Origin of the sequence: Achromobacter sp. Marseille-Q0513, assembly GCF_018195695.1 — a bacterium.
In the GTDB taxonomy this organism is placed as follows: domain Bacteria; phylum Pseudomonadota; class Gammaproteobacteria; order Burkholderiales; family Burkholderiaceae_B; genus Achromobacter.
Map to the genome: position 1 here is coordinate 25,021 of NZ_JAGTJY010000021.1, position 23,347 is coordinate 48,367.

The window sequence follows — 23,347 nt, forward strand, 5'->3', positions numbered from 1 at the left end:
CCGGATCCGGGTTCCGCCTTTTTTCTTTTCTCGATGCCATCATGATGTTCACGACTCGTCCTGAAATCCTCGGCACCTTCGGTGTCGTGACCTCGACCCACTGGCTGGCCAGCGCCGCCGGCATGTCCCTGCTGGAGCGCGGCGGCAACGCCTTCGACGCCTGTGTCGCCAGCGCCTTCGTGCTGCAAGTGGTCGAACCCCACCTGGTCGGCCCTGCCGGCGAGACGCCGGCCGTGTTCTATTCGGCCCGCACGGGCAAGGTGGAAGTGCTGTGCGGCCAGGGCTGCACGCCTGCCGGCGCTACGCTGGAACGCTACCGCGCCGAAGGCCTGTCGCTGATTCCCGGCAACGGCCTGCTGGCCACCGTGATCCCGGGCGCGTTCGACGCCTGGATGCTGCTGCTGCGCGACCACGGCACCATGCGATTGCGCGACGTGCTGGAGCCCGCCATCTACTACGCGGAGCACGGCCACGCGCTGATGCCACGCATCTCCAATACCATCGCGGGGCTCAAGGATTTCTTCCAGGCCCATTGGCCGTCCACCGCCGAGATCTACCTGCCGGGCGGCGCGGTGCCCGAGGCGCGCAAGCTGTTCCGCAATCCGGCGCTGGCGCGCACCTGGACGCGGCTGCTGAAAGAAGCGGAAAGCGCGGGCGCGGACCGCGAGCGTCAGATCGAAGCCGCGCGCGACGTGTTCTACCGGGGCTTCGTGGCCGAGGCCATCGACGCCTTTGCCCGGGGCACCGAGGTCATGGACGAAAGCGGCGCGCGCCATCGTGGCGTGCTGACGGCGGACGACCTGGCCGGCTGGTCGGCCAGCTACGATGCGCCGGCCACGTATGACTATCACGGCTACACCGTGGCCAAGGCCGGCGCCTGGAGCCAGGGGCCGGTGTTCCTGCAGACGCTGGCGCTGCTCAAGGACATGGACTTGGCCGGCGCGGGGCCGGCCAGCGCCGAATTCATCCACCGCGTCACCGAAGCCATGAAGCTGGCCTTCGCCGACCGCGAGGCCTATTACGGCGACCCTGCGTTCGTCGACGTGCCGCTCGAGCGCCTGCTGTCGGAGGACTACAACGCGGCGCGCCGACGGCTGATCGGCGAGCAGGCGTCGCATGATCTGTCGCCCGGCCGCCTGGCGGGCTTCGAGGCCCAGGTGGACCGGGTGATGGACACCTTGCGGCGCCTGTCCAAGGTCACGGCGCCGGTCACGGCGCCGGCTGCTCCGGCGCCGGCGGGGGCGGCCGCGTCGGCGCGGCGCGGCGACACCACCCATGTGGACGTGATCGACCGCTGGGGCAACATGATCTCGGCCACGCCGTCCGGCGGCTGGTTCCAGTCCTCGCCCGTCATTCCCGCCCTGGGCTTCGGGCTGAACACGCGGGCGCAGATGTTCTGGCTCGAAGAAGGACTGCCGGGCACGCTGGCGCCGGGCAAGCGGCCGCGCACCACGCTGACGCCGACGCTGGCGCTGCGCGACGGCGTGCCCTACATGGCCTTCGGCACGCCCGGCGGCGACCAGCAGGAGCAATGGCAGTTGCTGTTCTTCCTGCGCCATGTCCACCACGGCCTGAATCTGCAGGAGGCCATCGACCTGCCCATGTCGCATACCGCGCATTTCCCCAGCTCGTTCTATCCGCGCGACCGCAAGCCCGGCCATCTGGCGGTCGAGGCCAGCATCGGCGCGGCGGTGATCGAACAGCTGCGTCAGCGCGGCCATGTCGTGGAAGAGGCGCCGGAATGGTCGGTGGGCCGGCTGACCGCCGCTTCGCGCGATCCGGACGGCCTGTTGCATGCGGCGGCCACGCCGCGCCTGATGCAGGCCTACGCCATCGGCCGCTGAGAGAGGGCGTCGCGCGTCGGCGCGCGCGGCGTGCTTGCCGCGCGTGTCGCCACGCGCGCCCGGCGCGTATCCGGCGGGGGCACGCGGAGGCGAGTTGCGGTGGTTCGGCGCCATACGCTATCTTTGCCGCATGACGCCTCCCCCAGAGAGCCCGACCGCAGGGGCTCAGTCCCTGACGGGACAAGAACCGCTGTTCATCGTCCTCAATACCGGCTCCGGGCGCGGTGACGCGCAGGTCTTGCAAGAGACCATCCGCCGCGTGCTGGACGAAGTCGGCCGGCGGCATGAACTCATGCCGGTGGACGATCCGTCGCGCCTGGCCGACACGGCGCGCGTGGCCGTCCGGCGCGCCCGCGCCGAAAACGGCATCGTCGTGGGCGCGGGCGGCGACGGCACGCTCAACACGGTGGCCGCCGCGGTGCTGGGGCAGGGCGTGCCGTTCGGCATCCTGCCGCAGGGCACCTTCAATTATTTCGGCCGGCGCTACGGCATTTCCCAGGAAACCGAGGTCGCCCTGCGCGGGCTGCTGCGAGGGCAGGTCCGGCCGGTGCAGGTCGGGCTGCTCAATGGCCGGCCATTCCTGGTCAATGCCAGCCTGGGCCTGTACCCGCAGTTGCTGGAGGACCGCGAGGCCTTCAAGCAGAAGTTCGGCCGCAGCCGCCTGGTGGCATTGTGGTCCGGGCTGGTCACGCTGATGCGCGCGCCGCGTCAGCTGAGCCTGCAACTCGAGCACGAAGGCCGCGCCCGCGATCTGCGCACGCCGACGCTGGTCGTGGGCAACAACAAGCTGCAACTCGAGCACGTGGGGATCCCGGCCGACGAGCTGGACCGGCGCCGCCTGATCGCCATGGCGGCTCATCCGGTGGGCACGCTGGCCCTGTACGGGTTGCTGTTGCGCGGCCTGTTCAGCCGGCTGGGCGAGGCCGAACAGGTCGTCAATTTCGCAGTCGACCGTCTGGTCGTGCGCATCCGCGGCCGTCGCCGCGTGAAGGTCGCGATGGACGGCGAAATCTCCTGGATGAACACCCCGCTGGAGTTCAAGGTGGCCGAGGACGCGTTGCCGCTGGTGACGCCTGGCGAGCAAGACTCCGACACCGTATCTACATGACCCGCATCCTGCATTTTTCCGACACGCATTTCGGCACCGAGCGCAAACCCGTGGTCGAGGCCGCGCTGGACCTGGCCGCCGCCCAGGCGCCCGACCTGGTCGTGCTGAGCGGCGACCTCACCCAGCGCGCGCGCCGGCGCCAGTTCGCTGCGGCGCGCGCCTTCATCGAGCGCCTGTCGCTGCCGGTGCTGGCGGTGCCGGGCAACCACGACATTCCCCTGTTCAATGTGTTTGCCCGCGCGCTCAATCCCTATGGCAACTACAAGCGGGCGCTGGGCGCGGTGCTCGAGCCCGTGTTCGAGAACCCAGGCCTGCTGGCCATCGGCGTGAACACCACCCGGCCGCGGCGCCGCAAGGACGGGGAAATCTCCGAGGCCCAGATCGCGCGCGTCGCGCAGCGGCTGCGGCAGGCCCGGCCCGGGCAACTGCGGGTGGTGGTGGCCCATCATCCGGTGCGGGCCAAGGTCGAGTCCGACGTGCACAACCTGCTGTTCGGGCGCGAGCGCGCGCTGGCGGCCTGGACCCAGGCCGGCGTGGACCTGATCCTGGGCGGGCATATCCATCTGCCCTACGTCATGCCCATCCTGGCGGACCGGCCGACGGCCGGCTGGGTGGCGCAGGCGGGCACCACGTGTTCCTGGCGCGTGCGGGGCAAGGTGCCCAATTCGGTGAACCTCATCGTCCGCGACGAGGTCGACGGGGTATCCGCATGCCATGTCGAGCGTTGGGACTACTCCGCCGGCACCCATGCTTTCGAGCCGGTAGACAAGACGCGAGTGGATCTGTAGCGTTTCGGGCAGGCGCGCCGGCCGTCCGCCGGCTTGCCGGGCCTGCCTGGCACCAGGCCCGGGGTTTCTTGTTTAGCCGCTTTCCGACATGATCGACGCCAGCGCGGCCTGGGCCGCCGAGCACGCCTTGCTGCTGTTCCTTCTGCTGCCTTGCCTGGCGGCGCTGCTCGCCCTGGGCGCGGCGCGCGCCTGGCTGGCGGTCGAGGCGCGCGGCCGCACCGTTCTGGGCGCAGGCGGCGCGGGGCTGGCGCTGTTGGCCTTCCTGGCGCTGGCCGTGGCGGTGCGGCGGCCCGGCGCCGTGGTGGCTTTCGATGGCGCCCTGGCGAACGCGCTGGGCCGCGCCATGCCGGACGCCTTTCTCTGGCTGTTGTCCTGGTTCACGTTCCTGGGCGACCGCGACCTGCTGGCGCTGTGCTGCGTGCTGGCGGTGCTGTGGCTGTTGTGGCGCGGATACAAGGGCCTGGCCTTGTTCTGCGCGGTCTCGACCGGGCTGGGCGGCGCGCTGAACTGGCTGCTCAAGTATGGTTTCCAGCGCCTGCGCCCGGATTTCAATCATGACTACACCGCGGTCGTCGGCTGGAGCTTTCCCAGCGGCCATGCCTCGGCCGCGATGGCGGTCTACGGCACGGCCTGTTATCTGATCTGGAGATTGGCGCCCGTGCCCTGGCGCAGGCCCAGCCTGGCCCTGGCGGCGGCGCTGGTGACCGCCATCGGCCTGAGCCGCGTCTTGCTGCAGGTGCATTTCGCCAGCGACGTGGCGGCCGGCTGGGCCATCAGCCTGGCCTGGATGATCCTGTGCGTGGGACTGGCCGAGGGCCTGCGCGCCTCAGGCCGCGACGCGGGCCAGCGCGTCCACTAGCCGCGCCTCGGCCGGACTCAGGCTCGCCTGGGCGAGCAGGGCGGGGCAGGCGTACCGGCCGCCCGCGTTCCGGATGGCCTGTCCGAGGATGCGCGCGCGTCCCGCTTCCGGCGGTTCCAGGTCGACGATGAGCTTGCCGCGCACCGGGGCGGTCACTTCGCCGTCGCTGAAGCGTTCCAGCGTGCGGTCGATCTCGCGCTCGCGCGGCAGGGCCAGCACCACGGTGTCGGATTCGGCCAGCGCTTCGCGGGCGGAGGTGGCCAGCGTGGCGGTGCCCCGGAATTCCTCGCAGCGCGACGGTTCGATGTCGTAGACCGTGAGCGCCAGATCGGGTTCGGCTTCGAGCAGGCGCCGGGCGGCACGGGTGCCGGTCGATCCCAGGCCGACGATGCTGATGCGGGGGCTGTTCATGGTTTGGGCACCGACCAGGTGCTGACGATGTGCGCCAGCGGTTCATCGGAATGCTCGGAGGTCAGGATGACTTCGCCCGCCGACAGGCGGCCGACCTTGAGCAGGCGGGCATCGGCCACGATGGCGCCGGCCGGGCTCTTGCGCAGGAAGTTGATGGTAAGGCTGGCGGTCACCGCATGGGTCTGCCCGGTCGCACCGACCACGGCGGCGTACATCGCCAGGTCGGCCAGTCCCATCAGCATGGGGCCGGCGACGATGCCGCCCAGCCGCTGATGGGAGTCGCGGGCCGGCAGCACCGCACGCGCGGTGCCGTAACCGATCTGCGTCACCTCTATGCCCAGCAGCAGGGAGAAGGGGTGCTGCTCGGTCAGCAGCGCATGGAAGGCGGGCAGGCTGATGCGCGGCGCGTCGGCGCGGGCGGGGGGGACGGCGAGGTCGGTCATCGTTGCTCCAGGACGAGGCAATATTGGTCCAGCAGCGCGTCGGCCTGCTGGCCCAGGGATTTCAGCCTGTGGGTGTGCAACAGCAGCAGCAGGCCCATCAGATAGGTAAAGGTGTTCATCTGCTCGGTCGCGACCGTTGCCGCGTCCCAGGGCTTGGTGCGAGCCAGCGCCTGTCCGAGCAGGTCGATGCTGTCCCGCAGCCGGCCGTTGAGCTGCTCGTCCATTTCGCGCCCCAGGCCGCGCGGACCCGGGCCGCGGAACAGGTACAGGCCCAGCGAGAAGTCGGAGGGGCGGTCTGCGTAGTAGCCGAAGAAGGCGCGGATTGCGTCACGCGCGGCCGAGGCGGGGAGACTGCGTGCCGCGGTGTCGATCAGGTGGGCATGCAGCCGCTGCAGCGATTCGTCCAGCAAGGCTCCGTAGATCGCCTCCTTGCCGGAGAACCACGGATAGACCGCGCCGGTGGTGCAGCCCGCCTCGCTGGCGATGGCCCGGATAGTGGTTTTTTCCAGGCCGTCGCGCTCGAACACCCGCTGGGCGGCGTCCATGATCAGCTGGCGGCGCAGCGCGTTCAGCTGTTCGTTCCGGTCGGGGCGCGCAGGCGCGGCGGGTGGGGTGCTCATGATGGGCGTTCAGGATGCGGTTATCTATGCATCAAATAATATCGCTGGTTTTTACAGATAACAATGTTATTTATCGGGAAGATTGAAGGCATAAGGAAAGCGAGTATGGGACGGCGCTCATCAAGGCTATAAAGTCCGCTGTATTGGTCCTTCGGACCTGCGCGGGAGGCTCGTCGACATCCGAAAGCGCTCCGAAAGAACCCCTCGGCAAGCCCCGTGAATATTGGGGCCAGGGCTGAAAGTCGCATGAATACGTGCTCGTCCTGGCGACCAAGGGTTAGCCCTAGCAGCTGCGCCATCGCCTTGTTGTGATGTTGCAAGATCCCAACAAGCCTGTCGCAAACCTGCACTTTTCTGGCCTTCACCATAGCCAGCCCCCCCGATTTTTGATGCAATAGCACCAACTTCCCTTCGCGGAGTTAGGGGGGCGGCAGGCTGGTTTGCTGGATTGCTGCTCTTGTCACTCAAATCAACGGAGATTTCTTAAATGAAAAAGACTCTGCTCGCTGCCGCCCTGCTCGCCGGTTTCGCCGGTGTTGCCCAGGCAGAAACGTCTGTCACCCTGTACGGCATCATCGATACCGGTATCGGCTACAACAAGATCAGCGGCGCCAAGGATGGCAATGCTTACAAGATCGAGAACGGCAGCCGCGTCGGCATGATCAACGGCGTGCAGAACGGTTCGCGCTGGGGTCTGCGTGGTTCGGAAGATCTGGGTGACGGCCTGCGCGCTGTTTTCCAGCTGGAATCGGGCTTTGATTCGGGTAACGGCAAGTCGGGCCAAAGCTCGCGTCTGTTCGGCCGTCAAGCCACCGTCGGTCTGGCCAGCGACAGCTGGGGCCAACTGGACTTCGGTCGTCAAACCAACATCGCCTCGAAGTACTTCGGCTCGATCGATCCGTTCGGCGCTGGTTTCGGCCAAGCCAACATCGGTACCGCCTTCAGCGCTGCCAACACGCAACGCTACGACAACATGGTGATGTACCAAACCCCGTCGTTCAGCGGCTTCCAATTCGGCCTGGGCTACTCGTTCAGCGCTGATGACAACGGTGGTCAGACCGGCTTCCGTACCGCCGACAACACCCGTGCCATCACCACCGGCCTGCGCTACGTCAACGGCCCGCTGAACGTTGCGTTCTCGTACGATCAGCTGAACCGCTCGAACGCCGGCAAGACTGGCGACGCCGACACGACCCCGCGCCAGTTCATCCTGGGTGGTTCGTACGACTTCGAAGTGGTCAAGCTGGCTCTGGCTGTCAGCCGCACGCAAAACGGCTGGTTCGCTGGCCCGGCTGTGAACGGCAACTCGGTTCTGAGCAAGGTTGCTTCGGACGAGTTCAACAACACGTTCCGCAAGGACTTCAAGGCCAACTCGTACCTGGTCGGCCTGTCGGCTCCGATCGGTGGCGCCAGCAACGTGTTCGGTACGTGGCAAATGGTTGACCCCAAGGGTGACTACGCTAAGGATCGTGACCTGAAGAAGATGCACGTCTTCTCGCTGGGCTACACCTACGACCTGTCCAAGCGTACCAACCTGTACGCCTACGGTTCGTATGCCAAGAACTACGCCCTGGTCGAAGACCTGAAGTCGACCGCCATCGGCGTCGGCCTGCGTCACCGCTTCTAATCCTAAGCAGGGCGCAAGTCCTGCTTGGATTTAAAGCTCACGAACGGGCTTCGGCCCGTTCGTGTAAAACCACCCTTCGGGGTGGTTTTTTTATGCGAGTTCGTGCTCGCATGCGGTGATTGCGAAGCATTTTCGCCGGTGTGCGAATGATGTGGTGTATCCTGCGATTTCACTCGTGAAAACTGCGATTGTTCCAAATAAGGAATGCAGTCTTTCACCCGCTGTTCAGGCTACAGAGTTCAGCCAGAAGTAACCGTGCGAATGCTACAATCCTAAGGTTTGCGCATTTGACGGACGCCTGAATGAACCTGCAACAGTATTTTCCCGTCCTGCTGTTTATCGGAGTGGCCACCCTTATCGGGTTTGCGCTTCTGACGGCCGGCTCCCTGCTCGGCCCGCGCCGGCCTTACGCTGAAAAGCTTTCCCCCTACGAGTGCGGCTTCGAGGCGTTCGAAGACGCGCGCATGAAGTTCGACGTGCGCTATTACCTCGTGGCGATCCTGTTCATCCTCTTCGACCTGGAAATCGCGTTCCTGTTCCCGTGGGCCATCGCCCAGGGCACGGTGGGAATCGTCGGCTTCTGGACGGTCATGGTTTTCCTCGCCGTGTTGACCGTCGGCTTCATCTACGAATGGAAAAAGGGCGCGCTGGACTGGGAATAATTTCCGGGCACGCTATCAGAGACGAATATGGCTATAGACGGCATTCTCAAGCAAGGGTTCATCACCACCAGCGCCGACAAGTTCCTGAACTGGGCGAAAACTGGCTCGATGTGGCCCATGACATTCGGCCTGGCCTGTTGCGCGGTCGAAATGATGCACGCGGGCGCGGCCCGCTACGACCTGGACCAGTTCGGCATCATCTTCCGCCCCAGCCCGCGCCAGTCCGATCTGATGATCGTGGCCGGCACGCTGTGCAACAAGATGGGCCCGGCGCTGCGCAAGGTCTACGACCAGATGCCCGAGCCCCGCTGGGTGGTGTCGATGGGCTCCTGTGCCAATGGCGGCGGTTACTACCATTACTCGTATTCGGTGGTCCGCGGCTGCGACCGCATCGTACCGGTAGACGTCTACGTGCCGGGCTGCCCGCCCACGGCCGAGGCGCTGGTGTACGGCTTGCTGCAGATGCAGAACAAGATCCGTCTGACCAACACGATTGCGCGCTGAGCTTTCGCGCAGGGCGGCAGGCCTAGCCGCCAGCCCCGCGAAGCAGCGTAACGGTTCACCTAAGCGTACAAGATGATGACCAGGCTCGAAACCCTGAAGACCAATTTGCAGACCACCCTCGGCGCGGATATCGCGCTGACCGAGGCGCTGGGCGAGCTGACGCTCGAAGTGCCTGCGGAACAATGGTTCTCCGTCTGCACCAAGCTGCGCACCGAAGCCGGCTTGCGCTTTGAAACCTGTGTCGACCTCTGTGGCGTCGACTACCTGACCTGGGGCAACGGCACGCGCCAATTGCCCGAGGAAACCAACGCCCGCGTCCACCGCTCGCGCTTCGCCGTGGTGGTGCACCTGCTTTCGATCGAGCACAACTGGCGCCTGCGCGTGCGCACCTGGGCGTCCGACGACGAGTTCCCGATGGTCGCCTCGCTGATGGAATGCTGGCCCGGCGTGGGCTGGTTCGAGCGCGAAGCGTTCGACCTGTACGGCATCGTCTTCGAAGGCCATCCCGACCTGCGCCGCATCCTTACCGACTACGGCTTCATCGGCCACCCGTTCCGCAAGGACTTCCCGCTGTCGGGCACCGTCGAAATGCGCTACGACCCCGAACAGCGCCGCGTCATCTACCAGCCGGTCACGATCGATCCGCGCGAAATCACGCCGCGCGTGGTCCGCGAAGACAACTACGGCTTGGGGCATTAAGTCATGGCAGAAATCAAGAACTACACGCTCAACTTCGGCCCGCAGCACCCGGCTGCGCACGGTGTGCTGCGCCTGGTGCTGGAACTGGACGGCGAAGTCATCCAGCGCGCCGACCCGCACATCGGCCTGCTGCACCGCGCGACCGAAAAGCTGGCCGAGCACAAGACCTACATCCAGGCGCTGCCCTACATGGACCGCCTGGACTACGTGTCCATGATGTGCAACGAGCACGCCTACGTCATGGCCATCGAGAAGCTGCTGGGCGTGGAAGCGCCGCTGCGCGCCCAGTACATCCGCGTGATGTTCGACGAAATCACGCGTCTGCTGAATCACCTGATGTCGCTGGGTTCGCACGCGCTGGACGTGGGCGCCATGGCGGTGTTCCTGTACGCCTTCCGTGAACGCGAAGACCTGATGGACTGCTACGAAGCGGTCTCGGGCGCGCGCATGCACGCGGCCTACTACCGTCCGGGCGGCGTCTATCGCGACCTGCCGGATTCGATGCCGCAATACGGCGACACCAGCAAGTACCGTGGCGACAAGGAAGTGCGCGTCATGAACGACGCGCGCTCCGGTTCGCTGCTGGACTTCATCGAAGACTTCACCAACCGCTTCCCCGCCTGCGTCGACGAGTACGAAACCCTGCTCACCGACAACCGCATCTGGAAGCAGCGTTTGGTGGGCATCGGCGTGGTCGATCCCGACCGCGCCAAGGCGCTGGGCTTCACCGGCCCGATGCTGCGCGGTTCCGGCGTGGCCTGGGACCTGCGCAAGACGCAGCCCTACGAAGTCTACGACCTGCTCGATTTCGACATCCCCGTGGGCGTGAACGGCGACTGCTACGACCGCTACCTGGTCCGCGTGGCCGAAATGCGCCAGAGCAACCGCATCATCCGCCAGTGCGTGGAATGGCTGCGCAACAACCCGGGCCCGGTCATGATCGAGAACCACAAGATCGCCCCGCCCAAGCGCACCGCCATGAAGACCAACATGGAAGAGCTGATCCATCACTTCAAGCTCTTCACCGAAGGCTTCCACGTGCCGCCCGGCGAGTCCTACGCCTCGGTCGAGCACCCGAAGGGCGAGTTCGGCATCTACCTGGTGTCCGACGGCGCCAACAAGCCGTACCGCCTGAAGATTCGCGCGCCCGGCTTCGCCCATCTGCAGTCGCTGGATGAAATGTCGCGCGGTCACATGATCGCCGACGCCGTCACCATCATCGGTACGCAGGACATCGTTTTCGGCGAGATCGACCGCTGATCCGCCCAGAGACCGTCACGAGCACGACCGCATAACCCGGATTCAAACTATGCTGCTTTCCGAACAGGCCTACCAGAAAATCGACCGAGAACTCGCGAAGTTCCCGGGCGACCAGCGGCAGTCCGCCATCATGGCCTCGCTTGCCATCGCGCAAGAAGAAAAGGGCTGGTTGGCGACCGACATCATCGAGGATGTGGCCAACTACATCGGCGTTCCGCCCATCGCGGTCCAGGAAGTCGCCACTTTCTACAACATGTTCGACGTCAAGCCCGTCGGCAAGAACAAGATCTCGGTCTGCACGAACTTGCCCTGTGCCTTGCGCGACGGCGAACGCGTCGGCGATTACCTCAAGCGCAAGCTGGGCGTCGACTGGAAGGAAACCACCGCCGACGGCCAGTTCACGCTGGTGGAAGGCGAGTGCATGGGCGCCTGCGGCGATTCCCCCGTGCTGCTGGTCAACAACAAGCACATGTGCGTGCGCATGACGGAAGAAAAGCTGGACGCGCTGGTCGCGGCCCTGAAGGCGCAAGGAGAGTCGGCATGAACGCGCCCGACATCTACAAGCAGTTCTCGCAAGGTCTGGATCCCAATCCGCTGAACGACCTGGCCAATTCCATGTGCCTGCACGGCCGGCACATCAAGCCGCAGATCATGGCCGACGTCGACGGCGCCAACTGGCGCCTGGCCGACTACGTCAAGCGCGGCGGCTACGAAGCCCTGAGGAAGATCCTGACCACCGGCATGAAGCCGGAGGACGTGATCGCCGAGGTCAAGGCCTCGGGCCTGCGCGGCCGTGGCGGCGCGGGCTTCCCGACCGGCCTGAAGTGGAGCTTCATGCCGCGCGCGTTCCCGGGCCAGAAGTACCTCGTCTGCAACTCCGACGAAGGCGAGCCGGGCACGTTCAAGGACCGCGACATCCTGCGCTTCAACCCGCACATCGTGATCGAGGGCATGGCCATCGCCGCCTACGCGATGGGCATCAGCGTGGGCTACAACTACATCCACGGCGAAATCTTCGAGGTCTACCAACGCTTCGAAGAGGCGCTGGAAGAGGCGCGCGCCGCCGGCTTCCTGGGCGACAAGATCCTGGGTTCGGAATTCAACTTCCAGCTGCACGGGTTCCACGGCTACGGCGCCTACATCTGCGGCGAGGAAACCGCGCTGCTCGAATCGCTGGAAGGCAAGAAGGGCCAGCCGCGCTTCAAGCCGCCGTTCCCGGCCAGCTTCGGCCTGTACGGCAAGCCCACCACCATCAACAACACCGAGACCTTCGCGGCGGTGCCCTGGATCATCCGCAACGGCGGCCAGGCCTACCTCGAGGTCGGCAAGCCCAACAACGGCGGCACCAAGCTGTTCTCGATCTCCGGCGACGTCGAGCGTCCCGGCAACTACGAGATCCCGTTGGGCACCCCGTTCTCGACGCTGCTCGAGCTGGCCGGCGGCATGCGCGGCGGCAAGAAGCTCAAGGCCGTGATCCCCGGCGGTTCCAGCGCTCCGGTGCTGCCCGCCGACATCATGATGGACACCACCATGGACTACGACGCCATCGCCAAGGCGGGCTCCATGCTGGGTTCGGGCGCCGTGATCGTCATGGACGAGACGCGCTGCATGGTCAAGTCGCTCATGCGCCTGTCGTATTTCTATTTCGAGGAAAGCTGCGGCCAGTGCACGCCGTGCCGTGAAGGCACCGGCTGGCTGTACCGCATGGTGCATCGCATTGAAACCGGCCACGGCCGTCCGGAAGATCTGGACATGCTGGACAACGTGGCGGGCAACATCATGGGCCGCACCATCTGCGCCCTGGGCGACGCCGCGGCCATGCCCGTGCGTGGCTTCCTCAAGCATTTTCGCGACGAATTCGCGCACCACATCGAGCACAAGTCTTGTGTGGTCCCGCAATATCTGTAGGTCTCAGGAACAGCAATGGTTGAACTAACCGTCGACGGCAATAAGGTCGAAGTGCCCGAAGGCAGCATGGTGATGCATGCGGCCCAGAAGATCGGGCTTTACGTGCCGCATTTCTGCTACCACAAGAAACTGTCCATCGCGGCCAACTGCCGCATGTGCCTGGTTGAAGTGGAAAAGGCGCCCAAGGCGCTGCCCGCCTGCGCCACCCCCGTTACCAACGGCATGGTCGTGCACACCTGCTCCGAGAAGGCTCGCGCCGCTCAGCAGTCGGTGATGGAATTCCTGCTGATCAATCACCCGCTGGATTGCCCGATCTGCGATCAGGGCGGCGAGTGCCAGCTGCAGGATCTGGCCGTGGGCTACGGCGGCTCTTCCTCGCGTTACCAGGAAGAGAAGCGCGTGGTGTTCCACAAGGACCTGGGCCCGCTGGTGTCGGCCGAGGAAATGAGCCGCTGCATCCACTGCACCCGCTGCGTGCGCTTCGGCCAGGAAATCGCCGGCGTCATGGAGCTGGGCATGCTCGGCCGTGGCGAACACTCCGAGATCACGTCCTTCGTCGGCCGCTCGATCGAGTCCGAGCTGTCGGGCAACATGATCGACATCTGTCCGGTGGGCGCGCTGACCTCCAAGCCCTTCCGCTACAGCGCGCGCACCTGGGAGCTGGCCCGCCGCCGCTCGGTCAGCCCGCACGACAGCCTGGGCGCCAACCTGGTCATCCAGGTCAAGGGCGACCGCGTCATGCGCGTGGTGCCGTTCGAAGACGAAGCCGTCAACGAATGCTGGATCAGCGACCGCGACCGCTTCTCGTATGAAGGCCTGAACAGCGAAGACCGCCTGTCCGCGCCCATGATCAAGGGCGCCGACGGCAAGTGGCAGGAAGCCTCCTGGGCCGACGCGCTTCAGGCCGTGGCCCAAGGCCTGTCGCGGGTGCGCGACAGCTTTGGCGCCGGCCAGATCGGCGCGCTGGCGTCCGAGTACGCCACGCTCGAGGAATACGCGCTGCTGGGCCGCCTGGTCCGCGCGCTGGGTTCCGAGAACATCGACTTCCGCCTGCGCCAGACCGACGCGTCCTTCGACGCCGCCCTGTCGGGCGCGCCGTGGCTGGGCATGCCCATCGCCGAGCTGGACAACCTGGACCGCGTGCTGGTGGTCGGTTCGTTCCTGCGCAAGGACCATCCGCTGATGGCCCAGCGCCTGCGCCAGGCCGCCAAGCGCGGCACGCAGATCCTGCTGGTCGACAGCGCCGCCGACGATCCGCTGATGCCGGTCGCCGGCCGCGTCACCGTGGCGCCCTCCGAGCTGGCGCGCGCGCTGGCCGAAGTGGCCGTCGCGCTGGCCCAGGCCAAGGAACAGGCCGTGCCGGCCGAGTTCGCTTCGGTCACGCCGGGTGAACAAGCCAAGATCATCGCCGCCAGCCTGGCCTCGGGTTCCAACACCGCCGTGCTGATGGGCAACCTGGCCGTGGCCAGCGCCCAGGCCTCGACCCTGGCCGCCAACGGCCAGGCCGTGGCCGCGCTGGCCGGCGGCAAGTTCGGCTTCCTGACCTCCGGCGGCAACACCGTCGGCGGTTACCTGGCCGGCGCCGTGCCGGGGCAGGGCGGCAAGAACGCCGCCGCCATGCTGGCCGAGCCGCTGAAGGCCTACGTCGTGCTGCACGCCGAGCCGCTGCTGGACGCCGACAACGGCGCCCAGGCCGTGGCCGCGCTGCGCGGCGCGCAGTTCGCCGTGGCGCTGACCCCGTACCGCTCGGCTGCCGCCGACTGGGCCGATGTCATGCTGCCCGTGTCGCCGTTCACCGAAACCTCGGGCACCTACGTCAATGCCCAGGGCCTGCCGCAAAGCTTCAAGGGCACGGTCTCGCCGTTCGGCCAGACCCGTCCGGGCTGGAAGGTCCTGCGCGTGCTGGGCAATGTCCTGCATCTGGCCGGCTTCGACGACGAGACCTCCGAGTCCGTGCGCGACGCCGTGCTGGCCGGTGGCGTGGAAAATCGCCTGTCCAACGCCATCAAGGCCCAGCCGGGCCTGGGCCAGGTCCTGGGCGGCCTGGAGCGCGTGGCCGACGTGCCGATCTATCGCAGCGACGCCATGGTGCGCCGTTCCGAGCCGCTGCAGGCCGCGCCGGCTTCGAAGAAGCCCGCCGCGCGCATGAACGGCCGCACGCTCACCAGCCTCGGCCTGACGGCCGGCGTCAAGGTGCGCGTGACGGGCGGGCAGGGCGCCGTCGAACTCGAAACCGTGCAGGATGATGCCGTGGCCGATCGCGCCCTGCGCATCTCCGCAGCCTTTGAAAGCACCGTGGCCCTGGGTGGCGCATTCGGTCAAATCAGCGTGGAGCGTGCCTGATGGAATGGCTTAATGTTCTCCAGAGCCAGGGCCAGGCGCTGCTCGGCCCGACGGTCTGGCTGGTTCTGTGGACGCTCATCAAGATCGTCGTGATCGCAGTGCCCATCATCCTGTGCGTCGCGTACCTGACGTACTGGGAACGCAAGATGATCGGCGCCATGCACGTCCGCATGGGACCGAACCGCGTGGGCTTCAAGGGGCTGCTGCAGCCCTTCGCCGACGTGTTCAAGCTGCTGACCAAGGAAGTCGTGGTCCCCAGCGAAGCCAACAAGGTGCTGTTCGTGGTGGCGCCGGTCGTCACCCTGATGCCCGCGCTGGCGGCCTGGGCCGTGGTGCCCTTCGGCCCCGACGTGGTGCTGGCCAACGTCAACGCCGGCCTGCTGTACGTCATGGCCATCACGTCCATCGGCGTGTACGGCGTGATCGTGGCCGGCTGGGCCTCGAACTCCAAGTACGCCTTCCTGGGCGCGCTGCGCGCCTCGGCGCAGATGGTGTCGTACGAGCTGGCCATCGGTTTCGTGCTGGTCACCGTGCTGCTGGTGTCGGGCAGCCTGAACATGTCCGAGATCGTGCTGGGCCAGACCCGCGGCTGGTTCGCCGACAAGGGCCTGAACTTCATGTCCTGGAACTGGCTGCCGCTGCTGCCGCTGTTCGTGATCTACGTGATCTCGGCCGTGGCTGAAACCAACCGCCACCCGTTCGACGTGGTCGAAGGCGAATCGGAAATCGTGGCCGGCCACATGGTCGAATACTCGGGCATGGCCTTCGCGCTGTTCTTCCTGGGCGAATACGCCAACATGATCCTGCTGTCCTGCATGGCTTCGATCATGTTCCTGGGCGGCTGGACCGCTCCGATCGAAATCGCCCCGCTGACCTGGGTCCCGGGTTGGATCTGGCTTGGCCTGAAGACGTTCGTTGTGGTCTCGTTGTTCATCTGGTTCCGCGCGTCGTTCCCGCGTTACCGCTATGACCAGATCATGCGTTTGGGTTGGAAGATCTTCATCCCGCTGACCGGCGTGTGGCTGGTCGTTGTGGCGATCTGGATGCAGACGCCCTGGAATATTTGGCGCTAAGCCGCCAGGCAGAGGCACGATATGGAAGCGATCAAGGATTTCTTCGGCAGCCTGATGCTGACCGAATTGCTCAAGGGCATGCGCCTGACGGGCAAGTATTTCTTCAAGCGCAAGGTCACCTTGCGCTACCCCCAGGAAAAGACGCCGATGTCGGCGCGTTTCCGTGGCCTGCACGCGCTGCGCCGTTATCCCAACGGCGAAGAGCGCTGCATCGCCTGCAAGCTGTGCGAAGCGGTGTGCCCGGCGATGGCCATCACCATCGAATCGGACCAGCGCGAGGACGGCACCCGCCGCACCACGCGCTACGACATCGACCTGACGAAGTGCATTTTCTGCGGCTTCTGTGAGGAAAGCTGCCCCGTGGATTCGATCGTGGAAACGCACATCCACGAATACCACGGTGAGAAGCGCGGCGACCTGTACTTCACCAAAGACATGCTGCTCGCCGTGGGCGACCGCTACGAAGCCGACATCGCCCGCCGCCGGGCCGAAGACGCTCCCTACCGCTGAGCCCAGGGTCCTGATCCATGACTTTTACCACTGTCCTTTTCTACCTGCTGGCCGCCGTGCTGGTGATCGCGGCGTTCCGCGTGATCACCGCGCGCAGCCCGGTCACCGCCGTCATGCACCTGATCCTGGCCTTCGCCAACGCGGCGATGCTGTGGATGCTGCTGGGCGCCGAGTTCCTGGCGCTGCTGCTGGTGCTGGTGTACGTGGGCGCCGTGATGGTGCTCTTCCTCTTCGTGGTCATGATGCTGGACATCCGCATCGACGCCCTGCGCGGCGGCCTGAAGACCTACCTGCCGCTGGGCCTGGTCATCGGCCTGGTCATGGTCGTCGAGATGGCCTTCGTGCTGGGTTCGACCTGGTACGGCGCGGGCCCGCAAGCCCCGGTCGCCGGCGACTACAACAACGCCCGTGCGCTCGGCGAGCTGATGTACACGCAGTACGTCTACGCCATTGAAGTCGGCGCCGCGCTGCTGCTGGTCGGCATGGTCGCCGCCATCGCGCTGACCCTGCGCCGCCGCCGCGACGTCAAGTACAACGACCCCGTCGCCGCCGTCCGGGTGCGCGCCAAGGACCGCTTCCGCCTGGTGAGCATGCCCGCCCAGAGCGAGCGCGCCCAGGCCAAGCAGAACGGCACGCAGGCCGACGCTGCCGCGCCGCAAGGAGAAAAACAATGACGCTGCCGCTGGCCCACTCCCTGATCCTCGGGGCGATCCTGTTCGCCATCGGCATCTTCGGCATCTTCCTGAACCGCCGCAACCTCATCATCCTGCTGATGTCCATCGAGCTGGTGCTCCTGGCCGTCAACATGAACTTCGTGGCGTTTTCCAGCTGGTTCGGCGATGCCGCCGGCCAGGTGTTCGTGTTCTTCATCCTGACCGTGGCCGCCGCCGAGGCGGCGATCGGCCTGGCCATCCTGGTGCTGCTGTTCCGCAACCTGAACACGATCAACGTTGACGAACTCGATCGCCTGAAGGGCTGACGGGGTATTGGAAGAATATGTCTAGCTCACCCAATCTCTACCTGCTCATCGCGCTGGCGCCGCTGGCCGGGGCAATCCTCGCGGGCCTGTTCGGCACCGGCTTTCTTGGCCGGCCGATCGGACGCCGCGCCTCGCACATCATCACCATCCTGGGCGTGCTCATCTCCGCCATCGGTTCGGTGGTGGTGCTGGGCGACGTGCTCAACGGCCTGCGCTTCGACGGCCCGGTCTACACCTGGAGCCTGATCGGCCAGACCAAGCTGGAAATCGGCTTCCTGATCGATCCGCTGTCGGCCATGATGATGGTCGTGGTGACCTCGGTCTCGCTGATGGTGCACATCTACACCATCGGCTACATGGCCGACGATCCCGGCTACCAGCGCTTCTTCTCGTACATCTCGCTGTTCACGTTCTCCATGCTGATGCTGGTGATGTCGAACAACATGGTGCAGCTGTTCTTCGGCTGGGAAGCGGTGGGCCTGGTGTCGTACCTGCTGATCGGCTTCTGGTACACCCGTCCCACGGCGATCTTCGCCAACATGAAGGCGTTCCTGATCAACCGCGTCGGCGACTTCGGCTTCGTGCTGGGCATCGGCCTGCTGTTCGCCTACGCCGGCACCATGCACTACGGCGAAGTCTTCGCCCAGGCCGACAAGCTGGCCAAGCTGACGCTGCCCGGCTCGGACTGGATGCTGCTGACCGTGGCCTGCATCTGCCTGTTCATCGGCGCCATGGGCAAGTCGGCCCAGGTTCCGCTGCACGCCTGGCTGCCTGACTCGATGGAAGGCCCGACCCCGATCTCCGCGCTGATCCACGCCGCCACCATGGTGACGGCCGGCATCTTCATGGTCGCGCGCTTTTCGCCGCTGTTCGAGCTGTCCGACGTTGCGCTGTCCTTCATCATCGTGATCGGCGCCATCGGCGCGCTGTTCCTGGGCATCCTGGGCATCATCCAGAATGACATCAAGCGCGTGGTCGCGTACTCCACGCTGTCGCAGCTGGGCTACATGACCGTGGCGCTGGGCGCCTCGGCCTACTCGGTGGCGATCTTCCACCTGATGACCCATGCCTTCTTCAAGGCGCTGCTGTTCCTGGGCGCGGGCTCGGTCATCATCGGCATGCACCACGACCAGGACATCCGCAACATGGGTGGCCTGCGCAAGTACATGCCCATCACCTGGATCACCTTCCTGCTGGGCACGCTGGCCCTGGTCGGCACGCCGTTCTTCTCGGGCTTCTACTCGAAGGAACACATCATCGAAGCGGCCGGCGCCGCCAACGTCTGGGGCGCGAGCTTCGCGTACTACGCGACGCTGATCGGCGTGTTCGTGACCTCGCTGTACTCGTTCCGCGTGTACTTCCTGGTCTTCCACGGCAAGGAACGCTTCGACACCAGCGGCCACGGTCATGGCCACGGCCACGACGATCATGGCCACGACGACCACGGCCATCATGGCGGCACGCCGCATGAGTCGCCCTGGGTCGTGACCCTGCCGCTGCTGCTGCTGGCGATCCCCTCGGTGCTGGTCGGCGCCTGGGCCGTGGATCCCATGCTGTTCGGCAAGTTCTTCGACGGCGTGATCAAGGTCCTGCCGCAGCATCCTGCCATGCACGAGCTGCATGAAGAGTGGCACGGCTGGGTCGCCTTCGGCATGCACGCCTTCCAGACCCTGCCGTTCTGGCTGGTCGTGGCTGGCGCCGTCATCGCCTGGTACTGCTACTTGATCAACCCGAAGGTTCCGGCCGCGATCAAGTCCAGCCTGTCGGGCGTGAACAAGATCCTCGAGAACAAGTACTTCGTGGACTGGATCAACGAGCAGATCATCGCGCGCGGCGCGCGCTGCCTGGGCCGTGGCCTGTGGCAGACCGGTGACCGCGGCCTGATCGACGGCCTGCTGGTCAACGGCAGCGCCCGCGTCGTGGGCTGGGTGTCCGCGATCAGCCGCCACCTGCAGTCCGGCTTCATCTATCACTACGCGTTCGCGATGATCATCGGCATCATGGCGCTGGTGACTTTCTTTGTGCTGATTCCCCAATGATGGCAAGCGAGATGGCATCCAACACTTTCCCCTGGCTCACGCTTGCGATCTTCGTACCGATCGTATTCGGCCTGCTGGTGCTGGCGGTGGGCCGTGACGACCGTCCCGGGCTCACCCGCGGGCTGTCGCTGATCGGTTCGATCGCGGGCTTCCTCGTCACCATTCCGCTGTACACCGGTTTCAACACCAAGACGGCCGCGATGCAGTTCGTCGAGAAGACGTCCTGGATCGAAGCCTTCAACGTCAACTACCACCTGGGCGTGGACGGCATTTCGCTGTGGTTCGTGCTGCTGACGGCCTTCATCACCATCATCGTGGTGCTGGCGGGCTGGGAAGTCATCACCAGCCGCGTGGCGCAGTACATGGCCGCCTTCCTGATCCTGTCGGGTCTGATGGTGGGCGTGTTCGCGGCGCTGGACGGCATGCTGTTCTACGTGTTCTTCGAAGCCACGCTGATCCCGATGTACATCATCGTGGGCGTGTGGGGCGGGGCGAACCGGGTCTACGCGGCTTTCAAGTTCTTCCTCTACACGCTGATGGGCTCGCTGCTGACGCTGGTGGCCTTCATCTACCTGTGGAACGCCTCGGGCGGCTCGTTCGACATCCTGTCCTGGCACCAGCTCAAGCTCGGCCACACGCCGCAGATCCTGATCTTCGTGGCGCTGCTGGCGGCCTTCGCCGTCAAGGTGCCGATGTGGCCGGTGCACACCTGGCTGCCGGACGCCCACGTCGAGGCGCCCACGGGCGGCTCCATCGTGCTGGCCGCGATCATGCTGAAGCTGGGCGCCTACGGTTTCCTGCGCTTCTCGCTGCCGATCGCCCCCGACGCCTCGCACAGCCTGTCCGGCCTGATGATCGCGCTGTCGCTGATCGCCGTGATCTACATCGGCCTGGTCGCCATCGTCCAGGACGACATGAAGAAGCTGGTGGCCTATTCATCGGTGGCCCACATGGGCTTCGTGACGCTGGGCTTCTTCATCTTCAACACGGCCGGCATCGAAGGCGCCATCGTGCAGATGATCTCGCACGGCTTTGTCTCGGGCGCCATGTTCATGTGTATTGGCGTGCTGTACGACCGCATGCACTCGCGCCGCATCGCCGACTACGGCGGCGTGGCCAACGTGATGCCGCGCTTCGCCACGTTCTTCATCCTGTTCTCGATGGCCAACAGCGGCCTGCCGGCCACCAGCGGTTTCGTCGGCGAGTTCCTGGTGATCATGGGCGCGGTCGAGCACAACTTCTGGATCGGCCTGCTGGCGGCCACCGCCCTGATCCTGGGCGCCTCGTACTCGCTGTGGATGGTCAAGCGCGTGGTGCTGGGCGACATCGCCAACGACCACGTGCGTGAGCTGACCGATATCAACCGTCGCGAATTCCTGATTCTTGGCGTGATGGCGATCGCCGTGTTGTACATGGGGATCTATCCCAAGCCCTTTACCGACGTGATGCACGTGTCGGTCGAGGCCCTGCTGCAACACGTTGGCGTCTCGAAACTGTAAGACTAGACAATGATGCAATCCCAAATCGATTTCGCCCTGGCGACACCGGAAATCCTGCTGCTGGTTTTCGGCCTGGCCATCCTGCTCGTCGACGCGGTGAGCAATCACCCCGAGCGCAAGCCGACGTTCTGGCTGACCATGCTGGCGCTGGGCGTGCTGACCGTCGTGTCCGTCATGCAATGGAACGCCGGCGTCAAGGGCAAGACCTTCAACGGCCTGTACGTCACCGACGAACTGTCGCATCTGCTGAAGATCGCGTCCTACGTGGCCGTGGCTGTCACGCTGGTCTATGGCCGCGTCTACGCCCAGGTCCGCGACATGCTCAAGGGCGGTGAGCTCTACGTCCTGACGCTGTTCGCGCTGCTGGGCCAGATGGTCATGATTTCCTCCGGGAACCTGATCTCCATCTACCTCGGCCTGGAACTGATGTCGCTGGCCCTGTATGCGCTGATCGCGCTGCGCCGCGACAACGTCGTCGCCACCGAAGCCGCCATGAAGTACTTCGTGCTGGGCGCGCTGGCCTCGGGCTTCCTGCTGTACGGCATGTCCATGGTCTACGGCGCCACCGGCCACCTGGACCTGGCCGAAGTCGCCAAGGTCATCGCCGCCGGCAAGGCTGAGAAGATGGCGCTGGTGTTCGGCATCGTGTTCCTGGTGTCGGGCCTGGCCTTCAAGCTGGGCGCCGTGCCGTTCCACATGTGGGTGCCGGACGTCTACCAGGGTTCGCCCACGGCCGTCACGCTGATCCTGGGCGGCGCGCCCAAGCTGGCCGCCTTCGCGATCACGCTGCGCCTGCTGGTCGACGGCCTGCATGGCCTGGCCGCCGACTGGCAGCCGATGCTGATGATCCTGGCCGTGCTGTCGCTGGCCATCGGCAACCTGACCGCCATCGCGCAGACCAACTTCAAGCGCATGCTGGCCTACTCGACCATCTCGCACATGGGCTTCGTGCTGCTGGGCCTGATGTCGGGCACGGTCGCCGGCAAGCCGGACGCGTCGGCCGCCGCCTATGGCGCCTCGCTGTTCTACATGCTGACCTACGTGCTGACCACGCTGGCCAGCTTCGGCATCGTGCTGCTGCTGTCGCGCCAGGGTTTCGAGTGCGAGCACATCGATGACCTGAAGGGCCTGAACCGCCGCAGCCCGTGGCATGCCGCCATCGTGCTGCTGCTGATGTTCTCGCTGGCCGGCATCCCGCCGCTGGTGGGCTTCTACGCCAAGCTGGCCGTGCTGCAGGCGCTGGTGGGCGCGGGCCACGTCACGCTGGCCGTGATCGCCGTGGTGTTCTCGCTGATCGGCGCGTTCTACTACCTGCGCGTGGTCAAGGTCGTGTACTTCGACGAGCCGGCGGCCGACGCCGCCCCGATGGTCGCCTCCGCCGGCCAACGCGCGGTGCTGTCGGTGAACGGCCTGTTGATCCTGGTGCTGGGCATCCTGCCCGGCGGCCTGATGGCGCTGAGCGTCCAGGCCATCCGCAGCTCGCTGAACCTGCTGTAAGCGGACGGACCGGATGAACCAGACCCTGGCTGTATGGCTCCTGATCGCGCTGGCCCTGGTCAGCGCGAACCTGCCCTTCCTGACGGAGCGCGTGTTCGCCGTGCTGCCCTGGAAGCAGGCGGGGCAGGCGGCGGTCAAGCCGTTCTGGCTGCGCCTGGTCGAAGTGCTGGTGTTCTACCTGGTCGTGGGCGCGCTGGGCTTTGCCTTCGAGTCCACGCTGGGCAACCGCTTTGCCCAGACCTGGGAGTTCTACGCCATCACGCTGAGCCTGTTCCTGGTGCTGGCTTATCCGGGGTTTGTGTACCGGTATCTGTTCAAGCGGCATCCCAGGCTGCGCAGCCAGTAAGAGTCCGGCTCCCGTCGACAAAAAACGCCCTGCAGGGCGTTTTTTTGTTTTGGTCAGGATCCATGAGTGCCTGCCATCGCAACGCCGCCTATGGCGACGGGAATGGCGTTTCTTGGTGTTCAAGTTTTCGTCAGGAAAGGATGGCTACGAAAGGATGAGCGAGGATGCGTCATAAGCTTCTATATATGGCGAAAAGCCGCTAACTCGTGTTGTTTTTTCGTCTGGCATGACGGCGAACATTGAATTTTCAGGATGTGTTCAGCTTGCGGGTTCACAATCGCAACCCATCGAAAAACAAGAATCGTTGTTATTCATATTCTGGAGAAGC

General features: G+C 65.4%; 23 protein-coding genes. 20 read left to right on the top strand and 3 right to left on the bottom strand.

Annotation, left to right across the window (positions count from 1 at the left end; translation table 11 throughout):
• The first annotated feature begins 44 nt into the window (after positions 1–44).
• The 4 genes from KDH83_RS07220 to KDH83_RS07235 all read left to right on the top strand — a co-directional run bounded on the left by KDH83_RS07220 (position 45) and on the right by KDH83_RS07235 (position 4,599).
• The gene (locus KDH83_RS07220; protein ID WP_212313980.1) at positions 45–1,844 is read left to right on the top strand and encodes a gamma-glutamyltransferase family protein; all 1,800 of its coding nucleotides are present in this window, start codon (positions 45–47) and stop codon (positions 1,842–1,844) included.
• 130 nt (positions 1,845–1,974) lie between these two features.
• The gene (locus KDH83_RS07225; protein ID WP_212313936.1) at positions 1,975–2,952 is read left to right on the top strand and encodes a diacylglycerol kinase family protein; all 978 of its coding nucleotides are present in this window, start codon (positions 1,975–1,977) and stop codon (positions 2,950–2,952) included.
• The gene (locus KDH83_RS07230; RefSeq protein WP_212313938.1) at positions 2,949–3,740 is read left to right on the top strand and encodes a metallophosphoesterase; all 792 of its coding nucleotides are present in this window, start codon (positions 2,949–2,951) and stop codon (positions 3,738–3,740) included. The genes KDH83_RS07225 and KDH83_RS07230 overlap by 4 nt, the downstream gene beginning before the upstream one ends.
• Positions 3,741–3,828: 88 nt before the next feature.
• Entirely contained in the window at positions 3,829–4,599 is a 771-nt protein-coding gene (locus KDH83_RS07235; RefSeq protein WP_212313940.1) for a phosphatase PAP2 family protein, read from the top strand.
• Here KDH83_RS07235 and KDH83_RS07240 read toward each other — a convergent pair.
• Genes KDH83_RS07240 through KDH83_RS07250 form a run of 3 tightly spaced genes read right to left on the bottom strand, consistent with a single transcriptional unit; the run spans position 4,567 to position 6,073 of the window.
• Entirely contained in the window at positions 4,567–5,010 is a 444-nt protein-coding gene (locus tag KDH83_RS07240) for an NAD(P)-binding domain-containing protein (protein ID WP_212313943.1), read from the bottom strand. The genes KDH83_RS07235 and KDH83_RS07240 overlap by 33 nt on opposite strands.
• Positions 5,007–5,453, bottom strand: coding sequence for a PaaI family thioesterase (locus tag KDH83_RS07245; RefSeq protein WP_212313945.1), 447 nt, complete (start codon positions 5,451–5,453; stop codon positions 5,007–5,009). The genes KDH83_RS07240 and KDH83_RS07245 overlap by 4 nt, the downstream gene beginning before the upstream one ends.
• Positions 5,450–6,073 carry a TetR/AcrR family transcriptional regulator gene (locus KDH83_RS07250; protein ID WP_212313947.1) on the bottom strand — a complete coding sequence of 208 codons (624 nt, stop codon included), beginning with the start codon at positions 6,071–6,073 and terminating at the stop codon, positions 5,450–5,452. The genes KDH83_RS07245 and KDH83_RS07250 overlap by 4 nt, the downstream gene beginning before the upstream one ends.
• Before the next feature lie 487 nt (positions 6,074–6,560).
• Here KDH83_RS07250 and KDH83_RS07255 point away from each other — a divergent pair, with 487 nt between their 5' ends.
• The 16 genes from KDH83_RS07255 (at position 6,561) to KDH83_RS07330 (ending at position 23,019) form a co-directional block, all read left to right on the top strand.
• On the top strand, positions 6,561–7,700 hold the full coding sequence (locus KDH83_RS07255; protein WP_212313948.1) for a porin: 1,140 nt from the start codon (positions 6,561–6,563) through the stop codon (positions 7,698–7,700).
• 302 nt (positions 7,701–8,002) lie between these two features.
• Positions 8,003–8,362: an NADH-quinone oxidoreductase subunit A gene (locus KDH83_RS07260; protein WP_212313950.1), complete on the top strand. Its 360-nt coding sequence runs from the start codon at positions 8,003–8,005 to the stop codon at positions 8,360–8,362.
• A 27-nt stretch (positions 8,363–8,389) separates the two neighbouring features.
• Positions 8,390–8,866, top strand: a complete 477-nt coding sequence (locus KDH83_RS07265; RefSeq protein ID WP_003813941.1) for an NADH-quinone oxidoreductase subunit B — start codon at positions 8,390–8,392, stop codon at positions 8,864–8,866.
• 72 nt (positions 8,867–8,938) lie between these two features.
• Positions 8,939–9,565, top strand: coding sequence for an NADH-quinone oxidoreductase subunit C (locus tag KDH83_RS07270; protein WP_103273060.1), 627 nt, complete (start codon positions 8,939–8,941; stop codon positions 9,563–9,565).
• A 3-nt stretch (positions 9,566–9,568) separates the two neighbouring features.
• Complete coding sequence (locus KDH83_RS07275; protein WP_212313952.1) at positions 9,569–10,825, top strand: NADH-quinone oxidoreductase subunit D; 1,257 nt, start codon at positions 9,569–9,571, stop codon at positions 10,823–10,825.
• Between the two features lie 49 nt (positions 10,826–10,874).
• Positions 10,875–11,369, top strand: coding sequence for an NADH-quinone oxidoreductase subunit NuoE (gene nuoE / locus KDH83_RS07280; RefSeq protein ID WP_212313954.1), 495 nt, complete (start codon positions 10,875–10,877; stop codon positions 11,367–11,369).
• Complete coding sequence (nuoF, locus tag KDH83_RS07285; protein WP_212313955.1) at positions 11,366–12,733, top strand: NADH-quinone oxidoreductase subunit NuoF; 1,368 nt, start codon at positions 11,366–11,368, stop codon at positions 12,731–12,733. The genes nuoE and nuoF overlap by 4 nt, the downstream gene beginning before the upstream one ends.
• A 15-nt stretch (positions 12,734–12,748) precedes the next feature.
• Positions 12,749–15,076 (top strand): NADH-quinone oxidoreductase subunit NuoG, encoded by a 2,328-nt coding sequence (gene nuoG / locus KDH83_RS07290; protein WP_212313957.1) that lies wholly within the window; start codon positions 12,749–12,751, stop codon positions 15,074–15,076.
• Positions 15,076–16,149: an NADH-quinone oxidoreductase subunit NuoH gene (nuoH, locus tag KDH83_RS07295; RefSeq protein ID WP_212313960.1), complete on the top strand. Its 1,074-nt coding sequence runs from the start codon at positions 15,076–15,078 to the stop codon at positions 16,147–16,149. The genes nuoG and nuoH overlap by 1 nt, the downstream gene beginning before the upstream one ends.
• A gap of 21 nt (positions 16,150–16,170) precedes the next feature.
• Positions 16,171–16,659 (top strand): NADH-quinone oxidoreductase subunit NuoI, encoded by a 489-nt coding sequence (gene nuoI, locus KDH83_RS07300; RefSeq protein ID WP_103273066.1) that lies wholly within the window; start codon positions 16,171–16,173, stop codon positions 16,657–16,659.
• A 17-nt stretch (positions 16,660–16,676) separates the two neighbouring features.
• Complete coding sequence (locus tag KDH83_RS07305) at positions 16,677–17,333, top strand: NADH-quinone oxidoreductase subunit J (RefSeq protein ID WP_212313962.1); 657 nt, start codon at positions 16,677–16,679, stop codon at positions 17,331–17,333.
• Positions 17,330–17,638, top strand: a complete 309-nt coding sequence (nuoK, locus tag KDH83_RS07310) for an NADH-quinone oxidoreductase subunit NuoK (RefSeq protein WP_212313964.1) — start codon at positions 17,330–17,332, stop codon at positions 17,636–17,638. The genes KDH83_RS07305 and nuoK overlap by 4 nt, the downstream gene beginning before the upstream one ends.
• Before the next feature lie 17 nt (positions 17,639–17,655).
• Entirely contained in the window at positions 17,656–19,677 is a 2,022-nt protein-coding gene (gene nuoL / locus KDH83_RS07315; RefSeq protein WP_212313966.1) for an NADH-quinone oxidoreductase subunit L, read from the top strand.
• Complete coding sequence (locus KDH83_RS07320) at positions 19,674–21,176, top strand: NADH-quinone oxidoreductase subunit M (RefSeq protein WP_212313968.1); 1,503 nt, start codon at positions 19,674–19,676, stop codon at positions 21,174–21,176. Before nuoL ends, KDH83_RS07320 begins: the two co-directional genes overlap by 4 nt.
• A 9-nt stretch (positions 21,177–21,185) precedes the next feature.
• The gene (gene nuoN, locus KDH83_RS07325; RefSeq protein ID WP_212313970.1) at positions 21,186–22,673 is read left to right on the top strand and encodes an NADH-quinone oxidoreductase subunit NuoN; all 1,488 of its coding nucleotides are present in this window, start codon (positions 21,186–21,188) and stop codon (positions 22,671–22,673) included.
• Between the two features lie 13 nt (positions 22,674–22,686).
• A complete protein-coding gene (locus tag KDH83_RS07330; protein ID WP_212313972.1) occupies positions 22,687–23,019 on the top strand; it encodes a DUF2818 family protein in 333 nt (110 codons plus the stop codon).
• Positions 23,020–23,347 lie beyond the last annotated feature (328 nt).